24 protein-coding genes are annotated in these 23,430 nt (G+C 48.5%); 18 read left to right on the top strand and 6 right to left on the bottom strand.

What is annotated here, in order from left to right:
* The first annotated feature begins 40 nt into the window (after positions 1–40).
* The 15 genes from thpR (at position 41) to panC (ending at position 14,129) form a co-directional block, all read left to right on the top strand.
* Positions 41–571, top strand: a complete 531-nt coding sequence (gene thpR / locus FQZ95_RS11710) for an RNA 2',3'-cyclic phosphodiesterase (RefSeq protein ID WP_001294670.1) — start codon at positions 41–43, stop codon at positions 569–571.
* A 14-nt stretch (positions 572–585) separates the two neighbouring features.
* Complete coding sequence (sfsA, locus tag FQZ95_RS11705; protein WP_000396023.1) at positions 586–1,290, top strand: DNA/RNA nuclease SfsA; 705 nt, start codon at positions 586–588, stop codon at positions 1,288–1,290.
* 177 nt (positions 1,291–1,467) lie between these two features.
* Positions 1,468–1,923, top strand: a complete 456-nt coding sequence (gene dksA, locus FQZ95_RS11700) for an RNA polymerase-binding protein DksA (protein WP_001155227.1) — start codon at positions 1,468–1,470, stop codon at positions 1,921–1,923.
* A gap of 66 nt (positions 1,924–1,989) precedes the next feature.
* Positions 1,990–2,886: a tRNA glutamyl-Q(34) synthetase GluQRS gene (gene gluQRS / locus FQZ95_RS11695; RefSeq protein ID WP_032183256.1), complete on the top strand. Its 897-nt coding sequence runs from the start codon at positions 1,990–1,992 to the stop codon at positions 2,884–2,886.
* A 59-nt stretch (positions 2,887–2,945) separates the two neighbouring features.
* On the top strand, positions 2,946–4,343 hold the full coding sequence (gene pcnB / locus FQZ95_RS11690) for a polynucleotide adenylyltransferase PcnB (RefSeq protein WP_203369798.1): 1,398 nt from the start codon (positions 2,946–2,948) through the stop codon (positions 4,341–4,343).
* Entirely contained in the window at positions 4,340–4,819 is a 480-nt protein-coding gene (folK, locus tag FQZ95_RS11685; RefSeq protein WP_000215119.1) for a 2-amino-4-hydroxy-6-hydroxymethyldihydropteridine diphosphokinase, read from the top strand. The genes pcnB and folK overlap by 4 nt, the downstream gene beginning before the upstream one ends.
* A gap of 347 nt (positions 4,820–5,166) precedes the next feature.
* Positions 5,167–5,751 (top strand): fimbrial protein, encoded by a 585-nt coding sequence (locus tag FQZ95_RS11680; RefSeq protein ID WP_000038430.1) that lies wholly within the window; start codon positions 5,167–5,169, stop codon positions 5,749–5,751.
* Positions 5,752–5,848: 97 nt separating this feature from the next.
* Positions 5,849–6,589 carry a fimbrial chaperone gene (locus FQZ95_RS11675; protein ID WP_000465913.1) on the top strand — a complete coding sequence of 247 codons (741 nt, stop codon included), beginning with the start codon at positions 5,849–5,851 and terminating at the stop codon, positions 6,587–6,589.
* Between the two features lie 35 nt (positions 6,590–6,624).
* A complete protein-coding gene (locus FQZ95_RS11670; RefSeq protein ID WP_160530210.1) occupies positions 6,625–9,222 on the top strand; it encodes an outer membrane usher protein in 2,598 nt (865 codons plus the stop codon).
* 15 nt (positions 9,223–9,237) lie between these two features.
* Positions 9,238–9,813: a fimbrial protein gene (locus FQZ95_RS11665; RefSeq protein ID WP_115738814.1), complete on the top strand. Its 576-nt coding sequence runs from the start codon at positions 9,238–9,240 to the stop codon at positions 9,811–9,813.
* A gap of 14 nt (positions 9,814–9,827) precedes the next feature.
* A complete protein-coding gene (gene yadL / locus FQZ95_RS11660; protein ID WP_160530209.1) occupies positions 9,828–10,433 on the top strand; it encodes a fimbrial-like protein YadL in 606 nt (201 codons plus the stop codon).
* A gap of 25 nt (positions 10,434–10,458) precedes the next feature.
* Positions 10,459–11,055, top strand: coding sequence for a fimbrial-like protein (locus tag FQZ95_RS11655; protein ID WP_160530208.1), 597 nt, complete (start codon positions 10,459–10,461; stop codon positions 11,053–11,055).
* A 24-nt stretch (positions 11,056–11,079) separates the two neighbouring features.
* Positions 11,080–12,360, top strand: a complete 1,281-nt coding sequence (locus tag FQZ95_RS11650) for a fimbrial-like adhesin (protein WP_000956756.1) — start codon at positions 11,080–11,082, stop codon at positions 12,358–12,360.
* Between the two features lie 111 nt (positions 12,361–12,471).
* Complete coding sequence (panB, locus tag FQZ95_RS11645; RefSeq protein ID WP_000805466.1) at positions 12,472–13,266, top strand: 3-methyl-2-oxobutanoate hydroxymethyltransferase; 795 nt, start codon at positions 12,472–12,474, stop codon at positions 13,264–13,266.
* Between the two features lie 11 nt (positions 13,267–13,277).
* Positions 13,278–14,129: a pantoate--beta-alanine ligase gene (gene panC / locus FQZ95_RS11640; RefSeq protein WP_000905376.1), complete on the top strand. Its 852-nt coding sequence runs from the start codon at positions 13,278–13,280 to the stop codon at positions 14,127–14,129.
* A gap of 220 nt (positions 14,130–14,349) precedes the next feature.
* Here panC and FQZ95_RS11635 read toward each other — a convergent pair whose 3' ends face one another.
* Positions 14,350–15,270 (bottom strand): Rpn family recombination-promoting nuclease/putative transposase, encoded by a 921-nt coding sequence (locus tag FQZ95_RS11635; RefSeq protein WP_105277294.1) that lies wholly within the window; start codon positions 15,268–15,270, stop codon positions 14,350–14,352.
* A gap of 273 nt (positions 15,271–15,543) precedes the next feature.
* On the opposite strand from FQZ95_RS11635, the gene panD reads away from it, so the two are divergent.
* A complete protein-coding gene (gene panD / locus FQZ95_RS11630; protein WP_000621515.1) occupies positions 15,544–15,924 on the top strand; it encodes an aspartate 1-decarboxylase in 381 nt (126 codons plus the stop codon).
* Between the two features lie 3 nt (positions 15,925–15,927).
* Here the strand turns inward: panD and FQZ95_RS11625 are convergent, their stop codons facing one another.
* From FQZ95_RS11625 to FQZ95_RS11610, 4 genes are all read right to left on the bottom strand, one after another.
* Complete coding sequence (locus FQZ95_RS11625) at positions 15,928–17,157, bottom strand: polysaccharide deacetylase family protein (RefSeq protein WP_032183224.1); 1,230 nt, start codon at positions 17,155–17,157, stop codon at positions 15,928–15,930.
* A 63-nt stretch (positions 17,158–17,220) separates the two neighbouring features.
* A complete protein-coding gene (locus tag FQZ95_RS11620) occupies positions 17,221–17,661 on the bottom strand; it encodes a PTS sugar transporter subunit IIA (protein WP_160530207.1) in 441 nt (146 codons plus the stop codon).
* A gap of 104 nt (positions 17,662–17,765) precedes the next feature.
* Positions 17,766–18,536: an ABC transporter permease gene (locus FQZ95_RS11615; protein WP_000972203.1), complete on the bottom strand. Its 771-nt coding sequence runs from the start codon at positions 18,534–18,536 to the stop codon at positions 17,766–17,768.
* On the bottom strand, positions 18,533–19,459 hold the full coding sequence (locus tag FQZ95_RS11610; protein ID WP_000150637.1) for an ABC transporter ATP-binding protein: 927 nt from the start codon (positions 19,457–19,459) through the stop codon (positions 18,533–18,535). Before FQZ95_RS11610 ends, FQZ95_RS11615 begins: the two co-directional genes overlap by 4 nt.
* A gap of 108 nt (positions 19,460–19,567) precedes the next feature.
* Between FQZ95_RS11610 and can the strand changes: the two genes are divergently transcribed.
* The gene (can, locus tag FQZ95_RS11605) at positions 19,568–20,230 is read left to right on the top strand and encodes a carbonate dehydratase (RefSeq protein ID WP_000651599.1); all 663 of its coding nucleotides are present in this window, start codon (positions 19,568–19,570) and stop codon (positions 20,228–20,230) included.
* A 40-nt stretch (positions 20,231–20,270) separates the two neighbouring features.
* On the opposite strand, the gene hpt is transcribed toward can, so the two are convergent.
* Positions 20,271–20,807: a hypoxanthine phosphoribosyltransferase gene (hpt, locus tag FQZ95_RS11600; protein ID WP_000683336.1), complete on the bottom strand. Its 537-nt coding sequence runs from the start codon at positions 20,805–20,807 to the stop codon at positions 20,271–20,273.
* 205 nt (positions 20,808–21,012) lie between these two features.
* Here hpt and gcd point away from each other — a divergent pair, with 205 nt between their 5' ends.
* Complete coding sequence (gcd, locus tag FQZ95_RS11595) at positions 21,013–23,403, top strand: quinoprotein glucose dehydrogenase (RefSeq protein WP_160530206.1); 2,391 nt, start codon at positions 21,013–21,015, stop codon at positions 23,401–23,403.
* Positions 23,404–23,430: the final 27 nt, after the last annotated feature.

Below are 23,430 nucleotides of genomic sequence, written 5' to 3'. Positions count from 1 at the left end.
ACATTGTAGCATCGCGGTAATGCATAACCGAGTACCTCACATGTCTGAACCGCAACGGCTGTTCTTTGCTATCGACTTACCTGCAGAAATCCGCGAACAGATTATCCACTGGCGCGCCGCACAGTTCCCACCAGACGCGGGACGTCCGGTCGCCGCCGATAATTTACATCTGACACTGGCATTTTTAGGCGAAGTGAGCGCAGAGAAAGAGAAGGCGCTTTCTCTTTTAGCCGGACGGATTCGTCAGCCCGGTTTCACACTCACGCTTGATGACGCCGGTCAGTGGCTGCGTTCGCGTGTGGTGTGGTTAGGGATGCGTCAGCCACCACGCGGCTTAATCCAGCTGGCGAATATGCTTCGTTCACAAGCTGCACGCAGCGGTTGTTTTCAAAGCAATCGTCCGTTTCATCCACATATTACCTTATTGCGCGACGCCAGCGAGGCGGTGACAATCCCGCCGCCAGGCTTTAACTGGTCGTATACGGTGACGGAGTTCACCCTTTACGCCTCCTCGTTTGCCCGTGGGCGCACACGCTACACGCCGCTAAAACGCTGGGCGCTAACGCAATAACAAGGATTGTCGCAATGGAATTTTCTCCCCCTCTACAGCGCGCGACGCTAATTCAGCGTTACAAACGCTTTTTAGCCGATGTGATCACACCCGATGGTTGCGAATTAACGCTACACTGCCCGAATACGGGTGCGATGACCGGATGTGCAACGCCTGGCGATACCGTCTGGTATTCGACTTCAGACAACACCAAACGGAAATACCCACACACCTGGGAGTTAACCCAAAGCCAAAGCGGCGCATTTATTTGCGTCAATACACTTTGGGCTAACAGGTTGACGAAAGAGGCTATCCTTAATGAATCCATTTCAGAACTGTCAGGATATAGCTCTCTGAAAAGCGAAGTAAAATACGGCGCCGAACGCAGCCGTATTGACTTCATGTTGCAGGCGGATTCGCGTCCAGACTGCTATATTGAAGTGAAATCGGTTACGTTAGCGGAGAACGAACAGGGATATTTTCCCGATGCGGTCACTGAACGAGGTCAGAAACACCTTCGGGAGTTGATGAGCGTAGCGGCTGAAGGCCAGCGTGCGGTTATCTTTTTCGCCGTGCTGCATTCAGCCATTACACGGTTTTCACCCGCGCGCCACATCGATGAAAAATACGCGCAACTATTGTCAGAAGCTCAACAGAGGGGGGTAGAAATTCTGGCTTACAAAGCAGAACTTTCTGCTGAAGGCATGGCTCTTAAAAAATCACTGCCGGTTACATTGTAGTAGAGTAAGTAACTGGTTAATTTACATTCTGGTCGCGTGCGCAAATACGCTTTTCCTCACACAGTTGTCAAGTGTTACGTTTAGATAATTGCTATCCGGAAAAGCTTCTGCTATTTATAGCGGCCTCATTTTTCCCCCGAACATGGGGATCGATAGTGCGTGTTAAGGAGAAGCAACATGCAAGAAGGGCAAAACCGTAAAACATCGTCCCTGAGTATTCTCGCCATCGCTGGGGTGGAGCCATATCAGGAGAAGCCGGGCGAAGAGTATATGAACGAAGCCCAGCTGGCGCACTTCCGTCGTATTCTGGAAGCATGGCGTAATCAACTCAGGGATGAAGTCGATCGCACCGTTACACATATGCAGGATGAAGCAGCCAACTTCCCGGATCCGGTAGACCGTGCAGCCCAGGAAGAAGAGTTCAGCCTCGAACTGCGTAACCGCGATCGCGAGCGTAAGCTGATCAAAAAGATCGAGAAAACGCTGAAAAAAGTGGAAGACGAAGATTTCGGCTACTGCGAATCTTGCGGCGTTGAAATTGGTATTCGTCGTCTGGAAGCGCGCCCGACAGCCGATCTGTGCATCGACTGCAAAACGCTGGCTGAAATTCGCGAAAAACAGATGGCTGGCTAATTACAGCCGTTCCATCACGTTTACCACAGGCGGGAAATGCTCCCGCCTTATTTTTTGTTCAACGAGATGACAGACACACACTATATTGGTCGCTTCGCCCCCTCTCCTTCTGGCGAGCTTCATTTTGGCTCTCTGATTGCCGCGCTTGGAAGCTTTCTACAGGCTCGCGCCCGGCAAGGTCGCTGGCTTGTTCGCATTGAAGATATCGATCCGCCTCGTGAAGTTCCCGGTGCCGCAGAGACCATCCTGCGCCAGCTGGAACATTACGGTCTACACTGGGACGGCGATGTTCTCTGGCAATCGCAACGTCACGACGCCTATCGCGAAGCACTCGCATGGTTACATGAGCAAGGGTTAAGTTATTACTGCACCTGCACGCGCGCACGTATTCAAAGCATTGGCGGTATTTACGACGGTCATTGCCGGGAGTTGCATCATGGGCCAGAAAACGCTGCTGTACGTATTCGCCAGCAGCATCCGGTCACCCAGTTTACTGACCAGCTGCGCGGCATTATTCATGCCGACCAAAAACTGGCGCGGGAAGATTTTATTATTCATCGTCGTGATGGTTTATTTGCCTATAACCTGGCGGTGGTGGTGGATGATCACTTCCAGGGCGTGACAGAAATTGTTCGTGGCGCGGATTTGATCGAACCCACGGTGCGCCAAATCTCGCTGTACCAGCTTTTTGGCTGGCAGGTGCCAGATTACATTCATTTGCCACTGGCACTTAATCCACAAGGCGCTAAACTTTCCAAGCAGAATCATGCGCCTGCGTTGCCAAAAGGCGATCCTCGGCCGGTGTTAATCGCGGCACTTCAATTTCTGGGCCAGCAGGCAGAAACACACTGGCAGGATTTCAGCGTTGAGCAAATTCTCCAGTCAGCCGTCACAAACTGGACGCTGACTACCATTCCTGAGTCGGCAATTGTAAATTCAACATTCTCAAATGCGTCATGCTGAGCTATGATTAGCCGCTATTTTTTTGTCCTGAATGATGTTTGACACTACCGAGGTGTACTATTTTTACCCGAGTCGCTAATTTTTGCCGCAAGGTGCTAAGCCGCGAGGAAAGCGAGGCTGAACAGGCAGTCGCCCGTCCACAGGTGACGGTGATCCCGCGTGAGCAGCATGCTATTTCCCGCAAAGATATCAGTGAAAATGCCCTGAAGGTAATGTACAGGCTCAATAAAGCGGGATACGAAGCCTGGCTGGTTGGCGGCGGCGTGCGCGACCTGTTACTTGGCAAAAAGCCGAAAGATTTTGACGTGACTACTAACGCCACGCCAGAGCAAGTGCGCAAACTGTTCCGTAACTGCCGCCTGGTGGGTCGCCGTTTCCGTCTGGCTCATGTGATGTTTGGCCCGGAGATTATCGAAGTTGCGACCTTCCGGGGACATCACGAAGGTAACGTCAGCGACCGTACGACCTCCCAACGCGGGCAAAACGGCATGTTGCTGCGCGACAACATTTTCGGTTCCATCGAAGAAGACGCCCAGCGCCGCGATTTCACTATTAATAGTCTGTATTACAGCGTGGCAGATTTTACCGTCCGTGATTACGTTGGCGGCATGAAGGATCTGAAGGACGGCGTTATCCGTCTGATTGGTAACCCGGAAACGCGCTACCGTGAAGATCCGGTACGTATGCTGCGCGCGGTTCGTTTTGCCGCCAAATTGGGCATGCGCATCAGCCCGGAAACCGCAGAACCGATCCCACGCCTGGCTACCCTGCTGAACGATATTCCTCCTGCACGCCTGTTTGAAGAATCGCTTAAACTGCTACAAGCGGGCTACGGTTACGAAACCTATAAACTGTTGTGTGAATACCATCTGTTCCAGCCGCTGTTCCCGACCATTACCCGCTACTTTACGGAAAATGGTGACAGTCCAATGGAGCGGATCATTGAGCAGGTGCTGAAGAATACTGACACGCGTATTCATAACGATATGCGCGTCAACCCGGCGTTCCTGTTTGCCGCCATGTTCTGGTATCCCCTGCTGGAAACAGCACAGAAAATCGCGCAAGAGAGCGGCCTGACTTATCACGACGCTTTCGCGCTGGCAATGAACGATGTGTTAGACGAAGCCTGCCGTTCACTGGCGATCCCGAAACGGCTAACCACTTTAACGCGTGATATCTGGCAGTTACAGTTGCGCATGTCCCGCCGTCAGGGTAAACGCGCATGGAAATTACTCGAACATCCGAAGTTCCGCGCAGCTTATGACCTGCTGGCACTGCGTGCTGAAGTAGAACGCAACGCCGAGCTACAACGTCTGGCGAAATGGTGGGGTGAGTTCCAGGTTTCCGCGCCGCCGGACCAAAAAGGGATGCTTAACGAACTGGATGAAGAACCGTCACCGCGTCGTCGTACTCGTCGCCCGCGCAGACGTGCGCCGCGCCGTGAGGGCACCGCATGACAGTGGCGTATATTGCCATCGGCAGCAATCTGGCCTCTCCGCTGGAGCAGGTCAATGCTGCCCTGAAGGCAATAGATGACATTCCTGAAAGCCGCATTCTTGCCGTTTCTTCGTTTTACCGCACCCCACCGCTGGGGCCGCAAGATCAACCCGATTACTTAAACGCAGCCGTGGCGCTGGAAACCTCTCTTACAGCTGAAGAACTCCTCAACCACACACAGCGTATTGAGTTGCAGCAAGGTCGCGTCCGCAAAGCTGAACGCTGGGGACCGCGCACACTCGATCTTGATATCATGTTGTTTGGTAATGAAACCATTAATACCGAACGACTCACCGTCCCGCATTACGATATGAAGAATCGCGGCTTTATGCTGTGGCCGCTGTTTGAAATCGCGCCGAAGCTGGTCTTTCCTGATGGGACAGGATTAGACAACTTATTACGAATAAATAAGTTCGCTGAATTAAATAAATGGTAAGGCAATAGTTTTGCAAATATAAATAAATTCCGAAAATAGCTTTCACGCAATTACAATAATCCCTCCTCTAAGTTATAACCGTAATAATATAATATTCACCCCACTCAACAGCCCCACCCATATACACCATTATCATCACATTAGATATTTAGTTTTACTTAAAAATGAATTAAGTGGATATTTAATTTTAAATATGCACAATATCCCCCCTAATGATGAACAGATGTTACATTCGGTAAATCCAAGCATCCATCATTAACAAACCATTCACCTTTTCTTTATCGAGACTTCCTGCTTGAGGAGGTCTGATTAAAGCTAAACTCATGGAATATGATTCAAGGATTTTTATGTCTAAAAAATTAGGTTTTGCGCTCTCTGGTCTTATGCTGGCAATGGTTGCAGGTTCCGCTTCTGCTGATATGGACGGTGGTCAGTTAAATATCAGTGGTCTGGTTGTTGATAATACCTGTGAAACCCGCGTAGACGGCGGTAACAAAGATGGCCTGATCCTGCTGCAAACTGCAACCGTTGGAGAAATCTCTGAGGGTGTGCTGGACACTACCGTTGGTGCTAAAGCTAAACCATTCAGCATTACTGTTGACTGTAGTAAAGCTAATCCGGCACCAGGCAGCACAGCAAAAATGACTTTCGGTTCAGTCTTCTTTGGTAACAGTAAAGGAACGCTGAATAATGATATGTCAATTAATACGCCATCGGACGGTGTTAATATTGCTCTGCACAATATCGAAGGTTCTGCTATCAAACAGGTTAAAATCAACAACCCTGGCGATATCTATTCCAAAGCACTGGATGCAACTTCTAAATCCGCAACTTATGACTTTAAAGCATCTTATGTTCGTGCAGATGCGAGCCAACCAGGCACTGCTGGTTATGTGAAAACTAACACTGCATATACCGTTACTTATCAGTAAGCATTTCCATCCATATTCATGAATTGAATACATACAGGGAATAATATTGATATTTCATACTACTCCCTGTTTTTTTTAACTCTGCCAGGAATGGTTTATGTTTTTCAACACTAAACATACAGCAGCATTATGCTTCGCAACCTGTGTAGCTTTTAGCTCATCAGCTATAGCAGATATCGTAATTTCCGGTACACGCGTAATCTATAAAAGCGACCAAAAAAGTGTCAGCGTTCGTCTGGAAAATAAAGGCAATAACCCATTACTTGTTCAAAGTTGGCTGGATACCGGCGATGACAATGCTGAGCCTGGCAGTATTACCGTCCCCTTTACTGCGACTCCGCCCGTATCACGCATTGATGCAAAACGCGGCCAAACTATCAAACTGATGTACACCGCCAGTAGCGTCCTGCCAAAAGATAGAGAAAGTGTGTTCTGGTTTAACGTACTGGAAGTTCCTCCAAAACCAGATGCCGCAACAGCTACAAATCAAAGCCTGCTGCAGTTGGCATTTCGTACCCGTATCAAATTGTTTTATCGCCCTGAAGGGTTAAAGGGCAATCCGTCTGACGCGCCGTTAGCACTTAAATGGTCATGGGCAACTGCGGGAGGCCAAACAGCTTTGCAAGTAACAAACCCTACGCCTTATTACGTCTCATTTAGCAGTGGTGATTTAGAAACCAGCAGCAAGCGCTATCCACTCGACGTAAAAATGATTGCGCCATTCAGTAACGATGTCATCAAAGTGAACGGTATGAGTGGCAAATCAAGCTCTGCAAAAGTTCATTTCTACGCCATTAATGATTTTGGCGGAGCCATAGAAGGCAATGCAACTCTGTAATCAGGCAAGGGATATTACGCAGCAGGAAGCGAAACGTGCAAAAAATAACAATAATTCATCCTCATAACCTCACGCAGATCGCTACGCTTTGTGCGCTGCTTTATAGTTCCTTTAGCATAAGTGCTGAACACGTTGAATATGACCATACCTTCCTGATGGGGCGTGATGCTTCAAATATCGACCTTAGTCGGTACAGTGAAGGTAACCCTACGCTACCCGGTATTTACGACGTAAATGTTTATGTTAATGATCAACCCGTCATTAACCAAAGTATCCCTTTTGTCGTTATTGACGGGAAGAAAAATGCCCAGGCTTGTATCACCCAAAAGAATATATTGCAGTTTCACATTACCCAACCAGATATTGATAGTGAAAATGCGGTACTACTCGAGCGAGATGAAGAGCTCGGTGATTGCCTCAATCTAACCGAAATTATCCCGCAATCATCTGTGCGCTATGATGTGAATGATCAACGACTGGATATTGATGTCCCACAGGCATGGGTCATGAAAAATTACCAAAACTATGTTGATCCGTCATTATGGGAAAATGGTATTAATGCTGCCATGCTTTCATATAACGTTAATGGTTATCACAGTGAAAGCCCTGGCAGAAAAAATGACAGCCTTTATGCCTCATTTAATGGTGGTGTGAATTTAGGCGCATGGCGAATGCGCGCTTCAGGTAACTACAACTGGATGAACGATTCTGGTAGCGATTACAACTTTCAGAATCGGTATCTGCAGCGCGATATTGCATCACTACGTTCGCAATTAATTATTGGTGAATCCTATACCACTGGGGAAACTTTTGATTCCGTCAGCATTCGTGGCGTTCGCTTATACAGCGACAGTCGGATGCTTCCCCCTGCATTAGCCAGTTTTGCTCCAGTTATTCATGGTGTCGCCAACACTAACGCAAAAGTGACTATCACTCAGAGCGGTTATAAGATCTATGAAACAACAGTACCACCAGGCGCATTTACTATTGATGATCTCAGTCCATCAGGCTATGGCAGCGACCTCATTGTCACGATTGAAGAAGCTGATGGCTCAAAGCGGACTTTCTCTCAGCCGTTTTCATCGGTAGTGCAAATGCTACGTCCTGGCGTTGGTCGTTGGGATATTAGTGGTGGTCAGGTATTAAAGGACGATATTCAGGATGAACCTAATTTATTTCAGGCCAGCTACTACTATGGCCTAAACAACTATCTGACCGCGTATACAGGTATTCAGCTCACCGATAATAACTATACTGCCGGATTATTGGGACTTGGTTTAAATACGTCCCTGGGTGCTTTTTCTTTCGATGTCACTCACTCCAATGTCCGCATCCCTGAAGATAAAACATACCAAGGGCAGAGCTATCGTTTATCGTGGAACAAATTGTTCGAAGATACCAGTACGTCGCTAAATATCGCGGCCTACCGCTATTCAACGCAGAATTATCTTGGTCTTAATGACGCTTTAACACTCATTGATGAAGTGAAGCATCCAGAGCAAGAGCTTGAACCGCAATCCATGCGGAATTACTCGCGCATGAAAAATCAGGTTACGGTCAGTATTAACCAACCGCTGAAATTTGAGAAAAAAGATTACGGCTCCTTTTATCTTTCAGGAAGCTGGTCCGACTATTGGGCTTCCGGCCAAAATCAAAGCAATTATTCCATTGGCTACAGCAATAGTGCCTCCTGGGGCAGCTATAGCATTAGTGCTCAGCGTTCCTGGAATGAAGATGGTGAAACCGATGATAGTATCTATCTCAGTTTCACCATTCCAATTGAAAAACTCCTGGGGACAGAACACCGTGATTCAGGTTTCCAGAATATTGACACTCAGCTAAACAGCGATTTTAAAGGTAATAATCAACTAAATATCAGTAGCAGTGGTTACAACGATAACAATCGCATCAGTTACAGCGTGAATACTGGCTATACGATGAATAAATCCACCGATGATTTAAGTTATATCGGGGGTTATGCCAGTTATGAATCCCCATGGGGAACATTGGCCGGTTCGGTTTCCGCAAGTAGTGATAATAGCCGTCAGTTTTCGCTCAATACCGACGGGGGTTTTGTGCTACACAGTGGAGGCCTCACATTCAGTAACGACAGCTTTAGTGATTCCGACACTCTGGCAGTGGTTCAGGCCCCCGGAGCAAAAGGCGCCCGTATCAACTACGGTAATAGCACTGTAGATCGCTGGGGCTATGGCGTAACCAGCGCCCTGTCGCCATATCATGAAAACCGCATCGCTCTGGATATTAACGATCTTGAGAACGATGTTGAATTGAAAAGTACCAGTACTGTTGCCGTACCGCGTCAGGGCTCTGTCATCTTCGCTGGTTTTGAAACGGTACAGGGGCAATCAGCGATTATGAATATTAAACGTAGCGACGGTCGTAACATTCCATTTGCTGCGGATATTTATGATGAGCAAGGCAATAATATTGGAAATGTCGGCCAGGGCGGGCAAGCTTTTGTACGTGGTATCCGTCAACAGGGTAATATCCAGATTAAATGGCTCGAAGCAGGTAAGCCCGTAAATTGCCTGGCCCATTATCAACAAAACGCAGAAGCAGAAAAGATCGCACAAACGATTATCATCAATGGAATTAATTGTCAGATTCAGTAACCACAAGGGCTCCACATGATAAAAATGACACCATATAAATTGACAATACTGATGGGTATATTATTTTCACCTTCAGTATTTGCTACAGATATTAATGTTGATTTCACCGCAACGGTGAAGGCGACAACCTGTAATATTACTCTCACTGCACTGAATGGCTCAAGTGTTACAGATGATGGTAACGATAATTACACACTACGTATACCTAATATGGGGTTGGATAAAATAGTTAATAAAACAGCCGAAGCCCAGGCAGACTTTAAACTGATCGCCAGTGGTTGTAGCGGTGGCATCAGCTGGATTGATACAACGCTGTCAGGGAATAAGTCTGGCAGCGCCCCAAAATTGATAGCGCCATTATCATCAGATACATCCTCAACAACCAGCTATATTGGTATGGGAATAAAAAAAATAAATACTGATGATTCTACATTTCTGACCCCTAACAGCGCAGAGAAAATTCGCTGGAGCTTGACAGAAATCAATACAGACGGTCTCTCAATGACCGTTGCATTGCGTGAAACAAGTGCGGGTCAAGGCATGCCAGGTAATTTTCGTGCTAAGGCAACTTTTAATTTCACCTATCAATAACAAGGATGACAATAATGATGTATAAAAAATTACGTTATGGATTATCCGTAAGTATGATTCTTGCTGCATCCCAGTTAGTCGCGCCATCCTATGCGGCTACCGACAGTATCGGTCTGACAGTCGTTACCACTGTTGAGACTGGGACTTGCGATGCACAACTGGTTAATGATAGCAATCAACAAATTTCTGCGGTGGATTTTGGCGATGTTTATATTTCTGAAATCGATAAAAAATTAAAAATTAAGACTTTCAAATTACAGTTTAAAAACTGCGCGGGTATTCCCGGGAAAAAGGCTCTGATAAACCTGACCAAACGCGCAACTTGCGAAGGGACGAGTAATGACGGAGCAGGTTTTGCAAATGGTTCTACAGGTACCGGCAAAGCAAGCGCCGTTGTGGTAGAAGTCTGGGACACCTCTGTACCTGCAACGGGAAGTGCGGCTCCATTTAGCTGTGCAGCACCGGCAAATAAAGAGGTGATTATTGCCTCCGCCACAGGTAATAACGTAGTGGACTATCCGATGAGCGCCCGTCTGGTGGTTGATAAAGATAAAACTGTCAGCGACGTTACCGCTGGCACATTTTCTGCACCAGCAACATTTACCGTGACTTACAACTAACTGGTCGCCATATCAGGTACTTACTATGCATCCCACCCAACGTAAAATGACGAAGAGAACAGGTTTATTTCTGTCGTTAATATTATCAATGATACACCCCGTCATGGCGGGAATGGATATTGATATGACGGCTAATGTCAAAAATAGCACCTGCAAAAGCGGAATTAGCAATCAAGGTAATATCGATCTTGGCGTCGTCGGTGTGGGATATTTTGCTGGAAATACCTCTGCTGAAGACTATCACCCTGGCGGAAAAGAATTTACCATCACGGTGACAGACTGTGCATTTCAGGGAACAGGAGATGTACTCAATCAGTTGCATATTGAATTCCGCCCTCTTAGCGGTGTAATGGCAACAGGCTCCAGGCAAATATTTAATAATGAGAACGTCTCGGGGGCCAGTAATGTTGGCGTCGTTATCTTTTCTATCCAGGACCCGGCAAACACCTTCAATGTTCTGAATACAGCTGGCATTTCTCGTTCAATTTATCCGGTGATGTCATCAGAGATGAATAACTCATCCTGGAAATTTTATACCCGAATGCAAAAAGTTAACCCAGCACTTAACATTACATCCGGTCAAGTCAAAAGTACTGTACTGGTCGACGTCTACTATGAGTAACCTCTAATATAAGAAGATAATAATATGTTAACGCTAAAAATCGTATATAAAACGCAAGCATTTTTAAAGTGCTGCATTCTGCTCTTATTATCTCTTTCTAGTATTTCTTTCGCGGCTAACACTGGTTTTGTTGTAGGAAATCCCCCCCCATCGCCCACTAGTCTGGCTGGGCCCTCAGGTAATGGAAAAGCAACTTTCAGATACAACACTATCGCAAACAATTTAGTTTTTTATAAACCTACAGGTTCAGGCATTAACCAAACGGGAGTAAAACTATACTGGGCACAATTAGATAGTGCACTTGGTGGTGTAGGAAATGGAGTTATTTATTGTAACACCAGTAATAATGCCAGTGGTGGACCGATGACACTTACAAATGCAATGGTTGACTCTGGTTTCACTTACAATGGTCATAAATTATTTAAAACATCTGTTCCAGGTCTCTATTACACATTATCAATTTTCAACGTGTGGTCAGCTTGGGTAAAATCTAATATCAGCGCAAATGGTCTTTATATTGGAGATGCTGCTAAGCAATACTTTTCATTCTATGTAGCTGACCCGGACCTTCAGAGAAACGGATGTAACAAGGCAAACTCAACGAGTAAGTATTGGGCAATTGGTGGTGTAATGCAGAGCCTCACTGTCGAATTTTATACTGACTCCTCTTTCGATCCTGTACAAAACCAAAAGGTTCAATTGTTACGTACTAGCGACTATCTTTATGCTTTTCATGCTGAAGGCGCTGGCGTTGGCATTAATGAACATAGTCATTTTCTTTTTATAGATTTTGATCTAACTAATATCACAATTACATTACCTACATGCTTCACCTCCGTTTTGAGTGGTTCGGCTGTCAGTGGCTCAACAGTAAAAATGGGTGAATATACTTCCCAACAAATAAAAAATGGGGCAACCCCAGTTCCTTTTGATATTAACTTACAAAACTGCATCCGTGTTCGTAATATTGAAACAAAACTCGTCTCCACAAAAATCGGCACAGAAAACAAGAAACTTCTGGGTAATACGCTCACAGGTAATGATGCGGCAAAAGGAGTTGGTGTATTAATTGAAGGGTTAGCCACCAACAAAAGTGTAAAAATGATACTGGAACCCAATGTTTCAACATCTGTTTATAAAGATTACGAAACGGAAAATGATACCACTGATGGGATTTACCCAAATCAGGGTAACGGTACTTCACAACCTCTTCATTTCCAGGCGACCTTACAACAAGACGGAAATATTCCTATAGAGTCAGGTGAGTTAAAAGCCACCAGTACTTTTCAGGTGACCTACCCCTGATAGCATCGTTGCACCGCCTGATAATGGCGGTGCAACAACAGAGAAACCATTGCCCCCACCAATGTGACTGATAAAATGCAAACAGCACAACATCATTTATCAGGACACGTTATGAAACCGACCACCATAGCTTCATTGCAGAAATGCAAACAGGACAAAAAACGCTTCGCGACAATAACCGCTTACGACTACAGCTTCGCTAAATTGTTTGCCGAAGAAGGACTTAACGTGATGTTGGTTGGCGATTCGCTGGGCATGACTGTTCAGGGGCACGACTCCACACTCCCGGTAACCGTTCAAGATATCGCCTACCACACTGCTGCCGTACGTCGTGGCGCACCAAATTGCCTGCTACTGGCCGACCTGCCGTTTATGGCGTATTCCACCCCGGAACAGGCCTTTGAAAATGCCGCCACAGTAATGCGTGCCGGAGCCAATATGGTCAAAATTGAAGGCGGCGCATGGTTGGTTGAGACGGTACGAATGCTGACTGAACGCGCAGTTCCGGTGTGTGGTCATTTAGGTTTAACCCCACAGTCAGTGAATATATTTGGCGGCTACAAAGTACAAGGGCGTGGCGATGAAGCGGGCGATCAACTGCTCAGCGATGCGTTAGCCTTAGAAGCCGCTGGTGCACAGTTGCTGGTGCTGGAATGCGTGCCGGTTGAACTGGCGAAACGCATTACCGAAGCGCTGGCGATTCCGGTAATCGGTATTGGCGCGGGCAACGTCACCGACGGGCAAATCCTCGTGATGCACGACGCGTTCGGTATTACCGGCGGCCATATCCCTAAATTTGCAAAAAATTTCCTTGCCGAAACGGGCGACATCCGCGCAGCAGTGCGTCAGTATATAGCTGAAGTGGAGTCCGGTGTTTATCCGGGCGAAGAACACAGTTTCCATTGAGGAGTCACGTTGTGTTAATTATCGAAACCCTGCCGTTGCTGCGTCAGCAAATTCGCCGCCTGCGAATGGAAGGCAAACGCGTGGCGCTGGTGCCTACTATGGGTAACCTGCACGATGGTCATATGAAGCTGGTCGACGAAGCCAAAGCCCGCGCCGATGTGGTCGTCGTCAGTATTTTCGTTAACCCGATGCAGTTTGACCGCCCGGAAGATCTGGCTCGTTATCCACGAACCTTGCAGGAAGACTGCGAGAAGCTAAACAAACGTAAAGTGGATCTGGTTTTCGCTCCCTCGGTAAAAGAGATCTATCCGAACGGTACAGAAACCCACACCTATGTCGATGTTCCAGGCCTTTCCACCATGCTGGAAGGTGCCAGCCGTCCAGGACATTTTCGCGGCGTATCGACCATCGTCAGCAAACTGTTCAACCTGGTCCAGCCGGACATCGCCTGCTTCGGTGAAAAGGATTTTCAGCAACTGGCGCTGATCCGCAAAATGGTTGCCGACATGGGCTTTGATATTGAGATTGTCGGAGTGCCGATTATGCGCGCGAAAGACGGTCTGGCGCTCAGTTCCCGTAACGGCTATCTGACGGCGGAACAACGTAAAATTGCGCCGGGTCTGTACAAGGTCTTAAGTTCAATTGCCGACAAATTGCAGGCTGGCGAACGGGATCTCGATGAAATTATTGCTATTGCCGGGCAAGAACTGAATGAAAAAGGTTTCCGTTCCGATGATATTCAGATTCGCGATGCCGACACCTTGCTGGAAATCGCTGAAAACAGCAAACGAGCGGTGATTCTGGTAGCCGCCTGGCTTGGCGATGCTCGCCTGATCGACAACAAAATCGTCGAACTGGCGTAATACTTATACTCTAAATAATTCAAGTTGCAGGAAGGCGGCAAGCGAGTGAATCCCCAGGAGCTTACATAAGTAAGTGACTGGGGTGAGCGAACGCAGACGCAGCACATGCAACTTGAAGTATGACGAGTATAACTGGCGCTACGGCTGATGGCGCCAATTATTAATTTGCCCCACATCATGGCGATGACGTCTGTAAGCGATTATTCATATCGCAGGCAATTTAGTTAATCAGCTTATCAAGCTCAGCAAGAGGTAAATTTGCCATCTCTGCAACGTCTTCCCGAGACATTCCTTTACTCAGAAGACGCAGGGCGAATTCTTGCCTTTCCTCCTGTCTTCCCAGCTGAATCCCCTTCTCAATCCCCTTCTCAATTCCCTTCTCAATTCCCTTCTCTTCAAACCACTGCGCCAACGTCATCATAGACTCCCCTCCCGTTTCCCTGTCTCTCACCACACCATAAAACAAATCCGCTTGTTCAGTATGACCGCGTTGCAGCATATAGTTTTGCATGGCAACTAACTGACTTCCGCTAGTGTACCCTTCGTCAATCAGCGTGACCAGTTGCTCCAGCAATAACATTAAGTCGCGCTGGCGAATATGTTTTTGCAGCAGTTCGAGAATCGCAATCCGCCGATGTTGCATGATTTCGTCATCCGGTGTGATAGTGATATCCACCAGCGGGAAAGGACTGTTATAGACGCGTCGCGCCAGCTCCGGCGAGTAAAACATATCAAACCAGCACATTGAGAGTGGATAAGGCGTGGCCTCGCCCTGATAAAACAAAATCGGCACCACCAGCGGCAGCTTATCGTGGTCAGCCTCCAGATGCCGGTGCATGGCGGCAATAGAATAACGCATCATACGAAACGCCATTTTTTTGTCCGGCTTGCTTTGGTGTTCAATCACAACATGTAGATAGCCCGTATTACCCTGCATTTGCACGGAATAGAGCACGTCAGTGCTGTGCCCTTTCAGGCTTTCTTCAATAAAACTCCCCGACTCAAGATGCAGCGTGTCGAGGTCACACAGTTCGCGTAGCTCCGCTGGCAAATGGATATCCAGAAAGTCGCGAGCCGTTTCCGCGTGCATTAAAAATTGTTTAAACACCGCATCATGCGGTGTGGTACTCGGTGCATCCATCTTCCCTGCCTTCCGTGTTGTCTTGCGTGAAGGCAGTATCCAGTCAAGGCGCGCCGTCGTCAGCCGCCTCTTTAGTGTTTACCGAGCAGCGTTCAGAGAAATTTCAATTGGTTACATGTGTTACATGGCTCGCTTCGGCACGGTACGCAAACTGCTGATGCAAATGCCGTCAGATGAGTAGACACTAAACAAAAATCGGGCAATACTGCGTGAGAATTTCCTCAAAGCAGGCACCGCCTGCTTCGTTAACGACAGGGTAGAAAGGTAGAAGTTATGATTCGCACGATGCTGCAGGGCAAACTCCACCGCGTGAAAGTGACTCATGCGGACCTGCACTATGAAGGTTCTTGCGCCATTGACCAGGATTTTCTTGACGCAGCCGGTATTCTCGAAAACGAAGCCATTGATATCTGGAATGTCACCAACGGCAAGCGTTTCTCCACCTATGCCATCGCGGCAGAGCGCGGTTCGAGAATTATTTCTGTTAACGGTGCGGCGGCCCACTGCGCCAGCGTCGGCGATATTGTCATCATCGCCAGCTTCGTCACTATGCCGGATGAAGAAGCCCGTACATGGCGACCCAACGTTGCTTATTTTGAAGGCGACAATGAAATGAAACGTACCGCGAAAGCGATTCCAGTTCAGGTGGCCTGATAATCACCCCTGCGGCTGGTTACTCACCAGCCGCGACATCGTCTCCAGCGAATCCGTTCTTAAGATATAAAGCCGTTTTAGTAACAACGGATTATCCCCCGGTTTTACTTTGCCTTTCATGGTGGTCACTGCCAGATGAAATCCGGCTTCACGTGCCGCCTTCACCGCTTTGTCATTAAAACCGCCAAACGGATAAGAAAGATACAAGACATGTGGATTAAACTGCGCCAGCGCCCGACGCGATCGCGCAAAATCAAACAGAATATTGTGCTCACTACGGCTCAGTAATATGGGGCGGCGATAGCCATCTATCCGATGCAAAAAATGAGTATGTGACTGGAAATCAAATACATCACGAATTTCGTTAAGCTCAGAAATGCTCATAAATTGCAGCGATTTTGGATCCCATTTCTGCGGGTGACGTTTGATGCGCGAGGTAACAATAAATGCCGTCGCCTTCATACCATAGTGTTTCAACACAGGATACGCATAGCGGCTAACCGACTTGAGACCATCATCAAAGGTAATCACCACGGCACGTGCCGGGAGATTAATGTTATTCTGCACGTAACCTTCCAACTGCGTCATGCTCAGTGTCGCGTATCCCCTGTCGCGCAGCCAGGCCATCTGGTTATTGAAGGCGCGTACCGAGGTGGTCGTCGAAGTATGGCGAAAACGGGTGTTTTCTTCGTCGCGCAGAATATGATGATAGGTTAGCACCGGCAGGCCATTGTCGGGTTGGGCATCCAGCGCGCTGATAAAGGCCAGTCGATCGCCAATACGGATCTGATACCAGGTTTGGTTTAACCTGTCTTTCAGTTTATGCAAAATCGGATAACGCAAATTGTCCGCCAGTACCCCCAATGGCGCACTGCCCACACTCGGCGCGTTATAAACCGGCGTATCTTTCCAGGTTATTAAGTTCTGATTACTCAGCGGCTTGTTGAGGTCACCCAAACCGTCTTCAACTTTTTGTCTCCCCTGAACCGGCTCGAGATGACCTTTATCGATAAACCCTTTGCCAAAGCCAAAATTAAATGCGTAATAACTTGCGGCAGTGGGCTCCACGGCAATGATTTGTCCGGCCCGAATATTCCCTACAGTCACCATTTTGTCGCCAATTTGCGCCCAGACCGCAGCATTTTCGATGGTTTGCATATAACGGGCAGGTAATGCGGCACTGACGCTTGTGGTAAACAGCATCAGCAGGAGAATAACAGCTTGTTTATACATGAAAAAATAACCAGGGATGAAACAACGCTTTTATTGTAGCAAAAGCGTCATCAGGATCGCGGGTTAATACTCATACAAATTATGTTTGAGGACGAAAGGCGGATTTTTTTGTTGTTGGTGCCAAAGACTACTGACCTCCGGCGCACCCAGTTCGACAATTCGCTCGCGAAACTCAGCGCTGGATAATGTTTCACGGTAGGCCAGCATCTGTTCAACTAACGGTAATGTTACCCCAGAAATCACTTCACAGCGGGAGTGTTTGTGGCTTAATAGCGAAGCCACGCGGTAAGGCGGCGCTCCGGCAATATCAGTTAAAAAGATCACCCCATCGCCAGAGTCTGCTTCATGCAGAGCATCGCACATCATACGGCTGAGCATATTAGAACTTAATCCGCGCCAGAAATTCACGGCCCGGCACTGAAGAAGCGCCCCGTGTTTTTTCTCCAGCGTATCCAGTATCTCTTGCGCCCGATCATCGTGACAGGTAATAACCCAACCTAGCATCGCCTTCCTCCTTAGCCGAAAATCAGTCTACCCTGACCATGGTTGATAAAGGGTGATAGTCGTCAAAACTCCTCTCCCCCGAATCCAGAGGAGAGGAAATAGCCTTAGCTACGTAGACCACGCCCACGTTGGATCAGCGACCAGCAAATCAAATAAAACGCCACAATAAAGACCACCAGTACGCCAAAGGTAGTGACCAGCGGCACATCATTGATTCCGAGGAAGCCGTAGCGGAAACCACTGATCATATAAACGATCGGGTTCAGGTGCGACAGTCCCTGCCAGAACGGCGGCAGCAAAGTCAGGGAGTAAAAGACCCCGCCCAAATACGTGAGTGGCGTTAACACAAACGTTGGCACCAGGCTGATGTCATCGAATGTTTTGGCAAACACGCCGTTCAGCAATCCAGCAAGGGAAAATAACACCGCCGTGAGCACCAGCGTTAAAGCGACAAATACCCACGAATGCACCTGAAACGGCACAAAAAACAGTGAAATTGCCGTCACCAGAATACCAACAAACAGTCCGCGTGCTACGCCACCGCCGACATATCCGGCAATAATCACGTGAGTCGGTACGGGTGCAACCAGCAGCTCTTCAATATTACGCTGAAACTTGGCACCAAAAAATGATGAAGCGACGTTGGCGTAGGCATTGGTGATTACCGACATCATGATCAGCCCCGGCACGATGAACTGCATATAGCTGAAGCCATGCATATCGCCGATGCGCGAACCAATCAGGTTACCGAAGATAATAAAATAAAGGGTCATGGTGATGACCGGTGGCACCAGCGTCTGCACCCAGATACGCATAAAGCGATGGATCTCTTTCGCCCAGATGCTTTTTAGTGCCACCCAGTAAAGATGCATCATGCGCGATCTCCTTGTTTTTCATTAACCAGTGAAACAAACAGCTCTTCCAGACGGTTAGCTTTGTTACGCATACTTAATACCTGAATCCCCTGCTCACTTAACTGCGTGAACACGCTGTTAATCCCCTGCTCACGCAGCACTTCAACTTCCAGCGTAGCGGTATCGACCAGTCGATACTGATAGCCATCGAGCTTCGGTAATGGGCTTTTCGGCGCGAGATCGAGAATAAAAGTTTCCGATTTCAGCTTCGCCAGCAGCGCCTTCATCGAGGTATTTTCCACCAGCTCACCGTGTTGAATAATGCCGATATTGCGGCACAGCATTTCTGCTTCTTCCAGGTAGTGCGTGGTAAGAATGATGGTGGTGCCTTTGTCGTTTAAATCCTTCAAAAATCCCCACATTGAGCGGCGAAGTTCGATATCCACGCCTGCGGTCGGTTCGTCAAGAATCAGCAGTTTAGGTTCATGCATTAACGCACGAGCAATCATTAAACGGCGCTTCATCCCGCCCGATAACATACGCGCACGTTCGTTACGCTTTCCCCATAAATCGAGCTGTTTAAGATACTTTTCGCTGCGGATGTACGCTTCTTTTCGCTCTACACCGTAGTACCCCGCCTGGTTCACCACAATTTGTTGCACGGTTTCAAACGGGTTGAAGTTAAATTCCTGCGGCACCAGTCCCAACTGACGTTTAGCGTTCACGACATCTTTCTCGAGATCGTAACCAAATACGCTGACCCGCCCGGAGGTTTTATTTACCAGAGAGCTGATAATACCGATAGTGGTTGATTTCCCGGCCCCGTTCGGCCCGAGAAGCGCATAAAAATCACCCGCTTCGACCTGCAAATCGATTCCACGAAGCGCCTGAACGCCGCCTGGATAGGTTTTTTTAAGCTGTTGAAGTTCCAGTGCAATGGTCATAAATTTTTACTTACCTTACGTTCTTACACTTTATCTGTGGTTTAAATCGTCCCGGAGTTGCCCTATATTAGCCAAACGTAATTATTTGGTTACAGGTCGTTAACCTCCATGAAAGACATAGATACACTCATCAGCAACAATGCACTATGGTCAAAAATGCTGGTGGAAGAGGATCCCGGGTTTTTTGAGAAACTGGCGCAAGCGCAAAAACCGCGCTTTCTATGGATTGGATGTTCCGACAGTCGCGTTCCTGCAGAACGTTTAACCGGTCTTGAGCCGGGCGAACTCTTTGTTCACCGTAATGTTGCTAACCTGGTCATTCACACCGACCTGAACTGCCTTTCCGTGGTTCAGTATGCAGTGGATGTTCTCGAAGTTGAACACATTATTATCTGTGGCCACTACGGTTGCGGCGGCGTACAGGCCGCAGTTGAAAACCCGGAACTGGGGCTTATCAACAACTGGCTGCTGCACATTCGCGATATCTGGTTCAAACATAGCTCATTGCTTGGCGAAATGCCGCAAGAGCGCCGTCTGGATACCTTGTGTGAACTGAACGTCATGGAACAGGTGTATAACCTGGGCCACTCCACCATTATGCAATCAGCGTGGAAACGCGGGCAGAAAGTTACCATTCACGGCTGGGCCTACGGCATTCACGACGGTTTGCTGCGTGATCTGGATGTTACCGCCACCAACCGCGAAACCCTTGAACAACGTTACCGTCACGGGATTTCCAATCTCAAGCTGAAACACGCCAACCACAAATAAAAACACCATGCCGGATGCAACACATCCGGCACATCCGCACTTACTCGTCCAGCAGCACTACTTTGCCGATGTACGGCAGATGGCGGTAACGCTGAGCGTAATCAATGCCGTAGCCCACCACAAACTCATCCGGGATCGAGAAACCGATAAATTCTACCGGGACATTCACTTCACGACGGGACGGTTTATCCAGCAGCGTACAAATCGCCAGCGACTTCGGTTCGCGCAGGCTTAAGATTTCACGCACTTTCGACAGTGTATTACCCGAGTCGATGATATCTTCAACAATCAGCACGTCCTTGCCACGGATATCTTCATCCAGATCTTTGAGGATTTTCACATCGCGGGTGGTGGACATGCCGCTACCGTAGCTGGAGGCGGTCATAAAATCGACTTCATGAGATACCTGAACTTCACGGCACAGGTCCGCCATAAACATAAATGAGCCACGCAGCAGGCCTACCAGCACCATATCGCTGCCGCTGTCTTTGTAACGCTCAGTAATCTGACGACCCAGTTCGGCGATACGCGCTTTAATCTCCGCTTCGGGGATCATTACTTCTACAGTATGTTTCATATCTCTAACCATATGATTTAAAAACAAATCACTTCGCACGGGTGGATTTCAGCACCGCAACAAAGCGCAAGACACGCAGTATACCAGTAAAACTATTCATTGGCGGAATCTGTTAATAAAGCTCGAATTGTGATGACGATCACACATGTTAAAACCTATAATTAATTGCTACTAAAATATTAATGAATTGAAATGGTGTCTCTTTATGGCAATTAACAATACCGGCTCGCGACGATTACTCGTCACGCTAACAGCCCTATTTGCAGCGCTTTGCGGGCTGTATCTTCTCATTGGCGGAGGCTGGCTGGTCGCGATTGGCGGCTCCTGGTACTACCCTATCGCTGGCCTTGTGATGCTCGGCGTCGCCTGGATGCTGTGGCGCAGTAAACGCGCTGCGCTTTGGCTATACGCCGCCCTGCTGCTCGGCACCATGATTTGGGGCGTCTGGGAAGTTGGTTTCGACTTCTGGGCGCTGACTCCGCGCAGCGACATTCTGGTCTTCTTTGGTATCTGGCTGATCCTGCCGTTTGTCTGGCGTCGCCTGGTCATTCCTACCAGCGGCGCAGTTGCCGCACTGGTGGTGGCACTGCTGATTAGCGGTGGCATTCTGACCTGGGCCGGATTTAACGATCCGCAGGAAATCAACGGCACCTTAAGCGCCGATGCCACACCTGCCGAAGCTATCTCCCCCGTTGCCGATCAGGACTGGCCTGCCTATGGTCGCAATCAGGAAGGTCAACGCTTTTCACCTCTGAAACAAATTAACGCTGATAACGTCCACAAGCTGAAAGAAGCCTGGGTGTTCCGTACTGGCGATGTGAAGCAGCCGAACGATCCGGGCGAAATCACCAATGAAGTGACGCCGATTAAAGTAGGCGACACGCTTTACCTGTGTACCGCTCACCAGCGTTTGTTTGCGCTCGATGCCGCCAGCGGCAAAGAGAAATGGCATTACGATCCTGAACTGAAAACCAACGAGTCTTTCCAGCACGTAACCTGCCGTGGTGTCTCTTATCATGAAGCCAAAGCAGAAACTGCTTCGCCGGAAGTGATGGCGGATTGCCCGCGTCGTATCATTCTCCCGGTCAATGATGGCCGCCTGATTGCGATTAACGCTGAAAACGGCAAGCTGTGCGAAACCTTTGCCAATAAAGGCGTACTCAATCTGCAAAGCAATATGCCGGACACCAAACCGGGTCTGTATGAGCCGACTTCACCACCGATTATCACTGATAAAACCATCGTGATGGCGGGTTCCGTCACTGATAACTTCTCAACCCGCGAAACGTCTGGCGTGATCCGTGGTTTTGATGTCAATACCGGGGAGCTGTTGTGGGCCTTTGATCCGGGCGCGAAAGATCCGAATGCGATCCCGTCTGACGAACACACCTTTACCTTTAACTCACCAAACTCGTGGGCACCTGCGGCCTATGACGCGAAGCTGGATCTGGTGTATCTGCCGATGGGTGTGACCACGCCAGATATCTGGGGCGGTAACCGCACCCCAGAACAGGAACGTTATGCCAGCTCGATTCTGGCGCTGAATGCCACTACCGGGAAACTGGCGTGGAGCTATCAGACCGTTCACCACGACCTGTGGGATATGGATCTTCCGGCACAGCCAACGCTGGCAGATATTACCGTTAATGGTCAAAAAGTTCCGGTTATTTACGCTCCAGCGAAAACCGGCAACATTTTTGTGCTCGATCGTCGTAATGGTGAACTGGTGGTTCCAGCCCCGGAAAAACCGGTTCCACAAGGTGCAGCGAAAGGCGATTACGTGACCCCTACTCAACCCTTCTCGGAACTGAGCTTCCGTCCGACGAAAGATTTGAGCGGTGCGGATATGTGGGGAGCCACCATGTTTGACCAACTGGTGTGCCGCGTGATGTTCCACCAGATGCGCTATGAAGGCATTTTCACCCCGCCATCTGAACAGGGTACGCTGGTCTTCCCGGGTAACCTGGGAATGTTCGAATGGGGCGGGATTTCCGTTGATCCGAATCGTGAAGTAGCAATTGCTAACCCAATGGCACTGCCGTTTGTTTCGAAACTGATCCCACGCGGTCCTGGTAACCCGATGGAACAGCCGAAAGATGCCAAAGGCACCGGTACGGAATCCGGCATTCAGCCACAGTACGGCGTACCGTATGGCGTTACACTCAACCCGTTCCTTTCGCCGTTTGGTCTGCCATGTAAACAGCCAGCATGGGGCTATATCTCGGCGTTGGATCTGAAAACCAACGAAGTGGTGTGGAAGAAACGCATTGGTACGCCGCAGGACAGCATGCCGTTCCCGATGCCCGTTCCGGTGCCGTTCAATATGGGTATGCCGATGCTGGGCGGGCCAATCTCCACGGCGGGTAACGTGCTGTTTATTGCCGCTACGGCAGATAACTACCTACGCGCTTACAACATGAGCAACGGTGAAAAACTGTGGCAGGGCCGTTTACCGGCGGGTGGTCAGGCTACGCCAATGACCTATGAAGTGAATGGCAAGCAGTATGTGGTGATCTCCGCAGGCGGTCACGGTTCATTTGGTACGAAGATGGGCGACTATATTGTGGCTTATGCGTTGCCGGATGATGTGAAATAACCATAATGCCCGGAGAGATCCGGGCAT

It is taken from the genome of Escherichia sp. HH41S, from assembly GCF_009820115.1.
Lineage (GTDB): Bacteria > Pseudomonadota > Gammaproteobacteria > Enterobacterales > Enterobacteriaceae > Escherichia > Escherichia coli_F.
This window is presented reverse-complemented; position numbering and strand designations above follow the sequence as displayed.

Excerpts from the sequence above, each read along its gene's own strand:
- gluQRS (WP_032183256.1), top strand. The coding sequence starts at position 1,990 with ATGACAGACACACACTATATTGGTCGCTTCGCCCCCTCTCCTTCTGGC.
- FQZ95_RS11620 (WP_160530207.1), bottom strand. The coding sequence starts at position 17,661 with ATGCTAGGTTGGGTTATTACCTGTCACGATGATCGGGCGCAAGAGATA.
- FQZ95_RS11675 (WP_000465913.1), top strand. The coding sequence starts at position 5,849 with ATGTTTTTCAACACTAAACATACAGCAGCATTATGCTTCGCAACCTGT.
- gcd (WP_160530206.1), top strand. The coding sequence starts at position 21,013 with ATGGCAATTAACAATACCGGCTCGCGACGATTACTCGTCACGCTAACA.
- FQZ95_RS11610 (WP_000150637.1), bottom strand. The coding sequence starts at position 19,459 with ATGACCATTGCACTGGAACTTCAACAGCTTAAAAAAACCTATCCAGGC.
- yadL (WP_160530209.1), top strand. The coding sequence starts at position 9,828 with ATGATGTATAAAAAATTACGTTATGGATTATCCGTAAGTATGATTCTT.
- dksA (WP_001155227.1), top strand. The coding sequence starts at position 1,468 with ATGCAAGAAGGGCAAAACCGTAAAACATCGTCCCTGAGTATTCTCGCC.
- FQZ95_RS11625 (WP_032183224.1), bottom strand. The coding sequence starts at position 17,157 with ATGTATAAACAAGCTGTTATTCTCCTGCTGATGCTGTTTACCACAAGC.
- FQZ95_RS11680 (WP_000038430.1), top strand. The coding sequence starts at position 5,167 with ATGTCTAAAAAATTAGGTTTTGCGCTCTCTGGTCTTATGCTGGCAATG.
- sfsA (WP_000396023.1), top strand. The coding sequence starts at position 586 with ATGGAATTTTCTCCCCCTCTACAGCGCGCGACGCTAATTCAGCGTTAC.
- FQZ95_RS11665 (WP_115738814.1), top strand. The coding sequence starts at position 9,238 with ATGATAAAAATGACACCATATAAATTGACAATACTGATGGGTATATTA.
- FQZ95_RS11635 (WP_105277294.1), bottom strand. The coding sequence starts at position 15,270 with ATGGATGCACCGAGTACCACACCGCATGATGCGGTGTTTAAACAATTT.
- panD (WP_000621515.1), top strand. The coding sequence starts at position 15,544 with ATGATTCGCACGATGCTGCAGGGCAAACTCCACCGCGTGAAAGTGACT.
- can (WP_000651599.1), top strand. The coding sequence starts at position 19,568 with ATGAAAGACATAGATACACTCATCAGCAACAATGCACTATGGTCAAAA.
- thpR (WP_001294670.1), top strand. The coding sequence starts at position 41 with ATGTCTGAACCGCAACGGCTGTTCTTTGCTATCGACTTACCTGCAGAA.
- FQZ95_RS11655 (WP_160530208.1), top strand. The coding sequence starts at position 10,459 with ATGCATCCCACCCAACGTAAAATGACGAAGAGAACAGGTTTATTTCTG.
- FQZ95_RS11615 (WP_000972203.1), bottom strand. The coding sequence starts at position 18,536 with ATGATGCATCTTTACTGGGTGGCACTAAAAAGCATCTGGGCGAAAGAG.
- hpt (WP_000683336.1), bottom strand. The coding sequence starts at position 20,807 with ATGAAACATACTGTAGAAGTAATGATCCCCGAAGCGGAGATTAAAGCG.
- folK (WP_000215119.1), top strand. The coding sequence starts at position 4,340 with ATGACAGTGGCGTATATTGCCATCGGCAGCAATCTGGCCTCTCCGCTG.
- FQZ95_RS11650 (WP_000956756.1), top strand. The coding sequence starts at position 11,080 with ATGTTAACGCTAAAAATCGTATATAAAACGCAAGCATTTTTAAAGTGC.
- panB (WP_000805466.1), top strand. The coding sequence starts at position 12,472 with ATGAAACCGACCACCATAGCTTCATTGCAGAAATGCAAACAGGACAAA.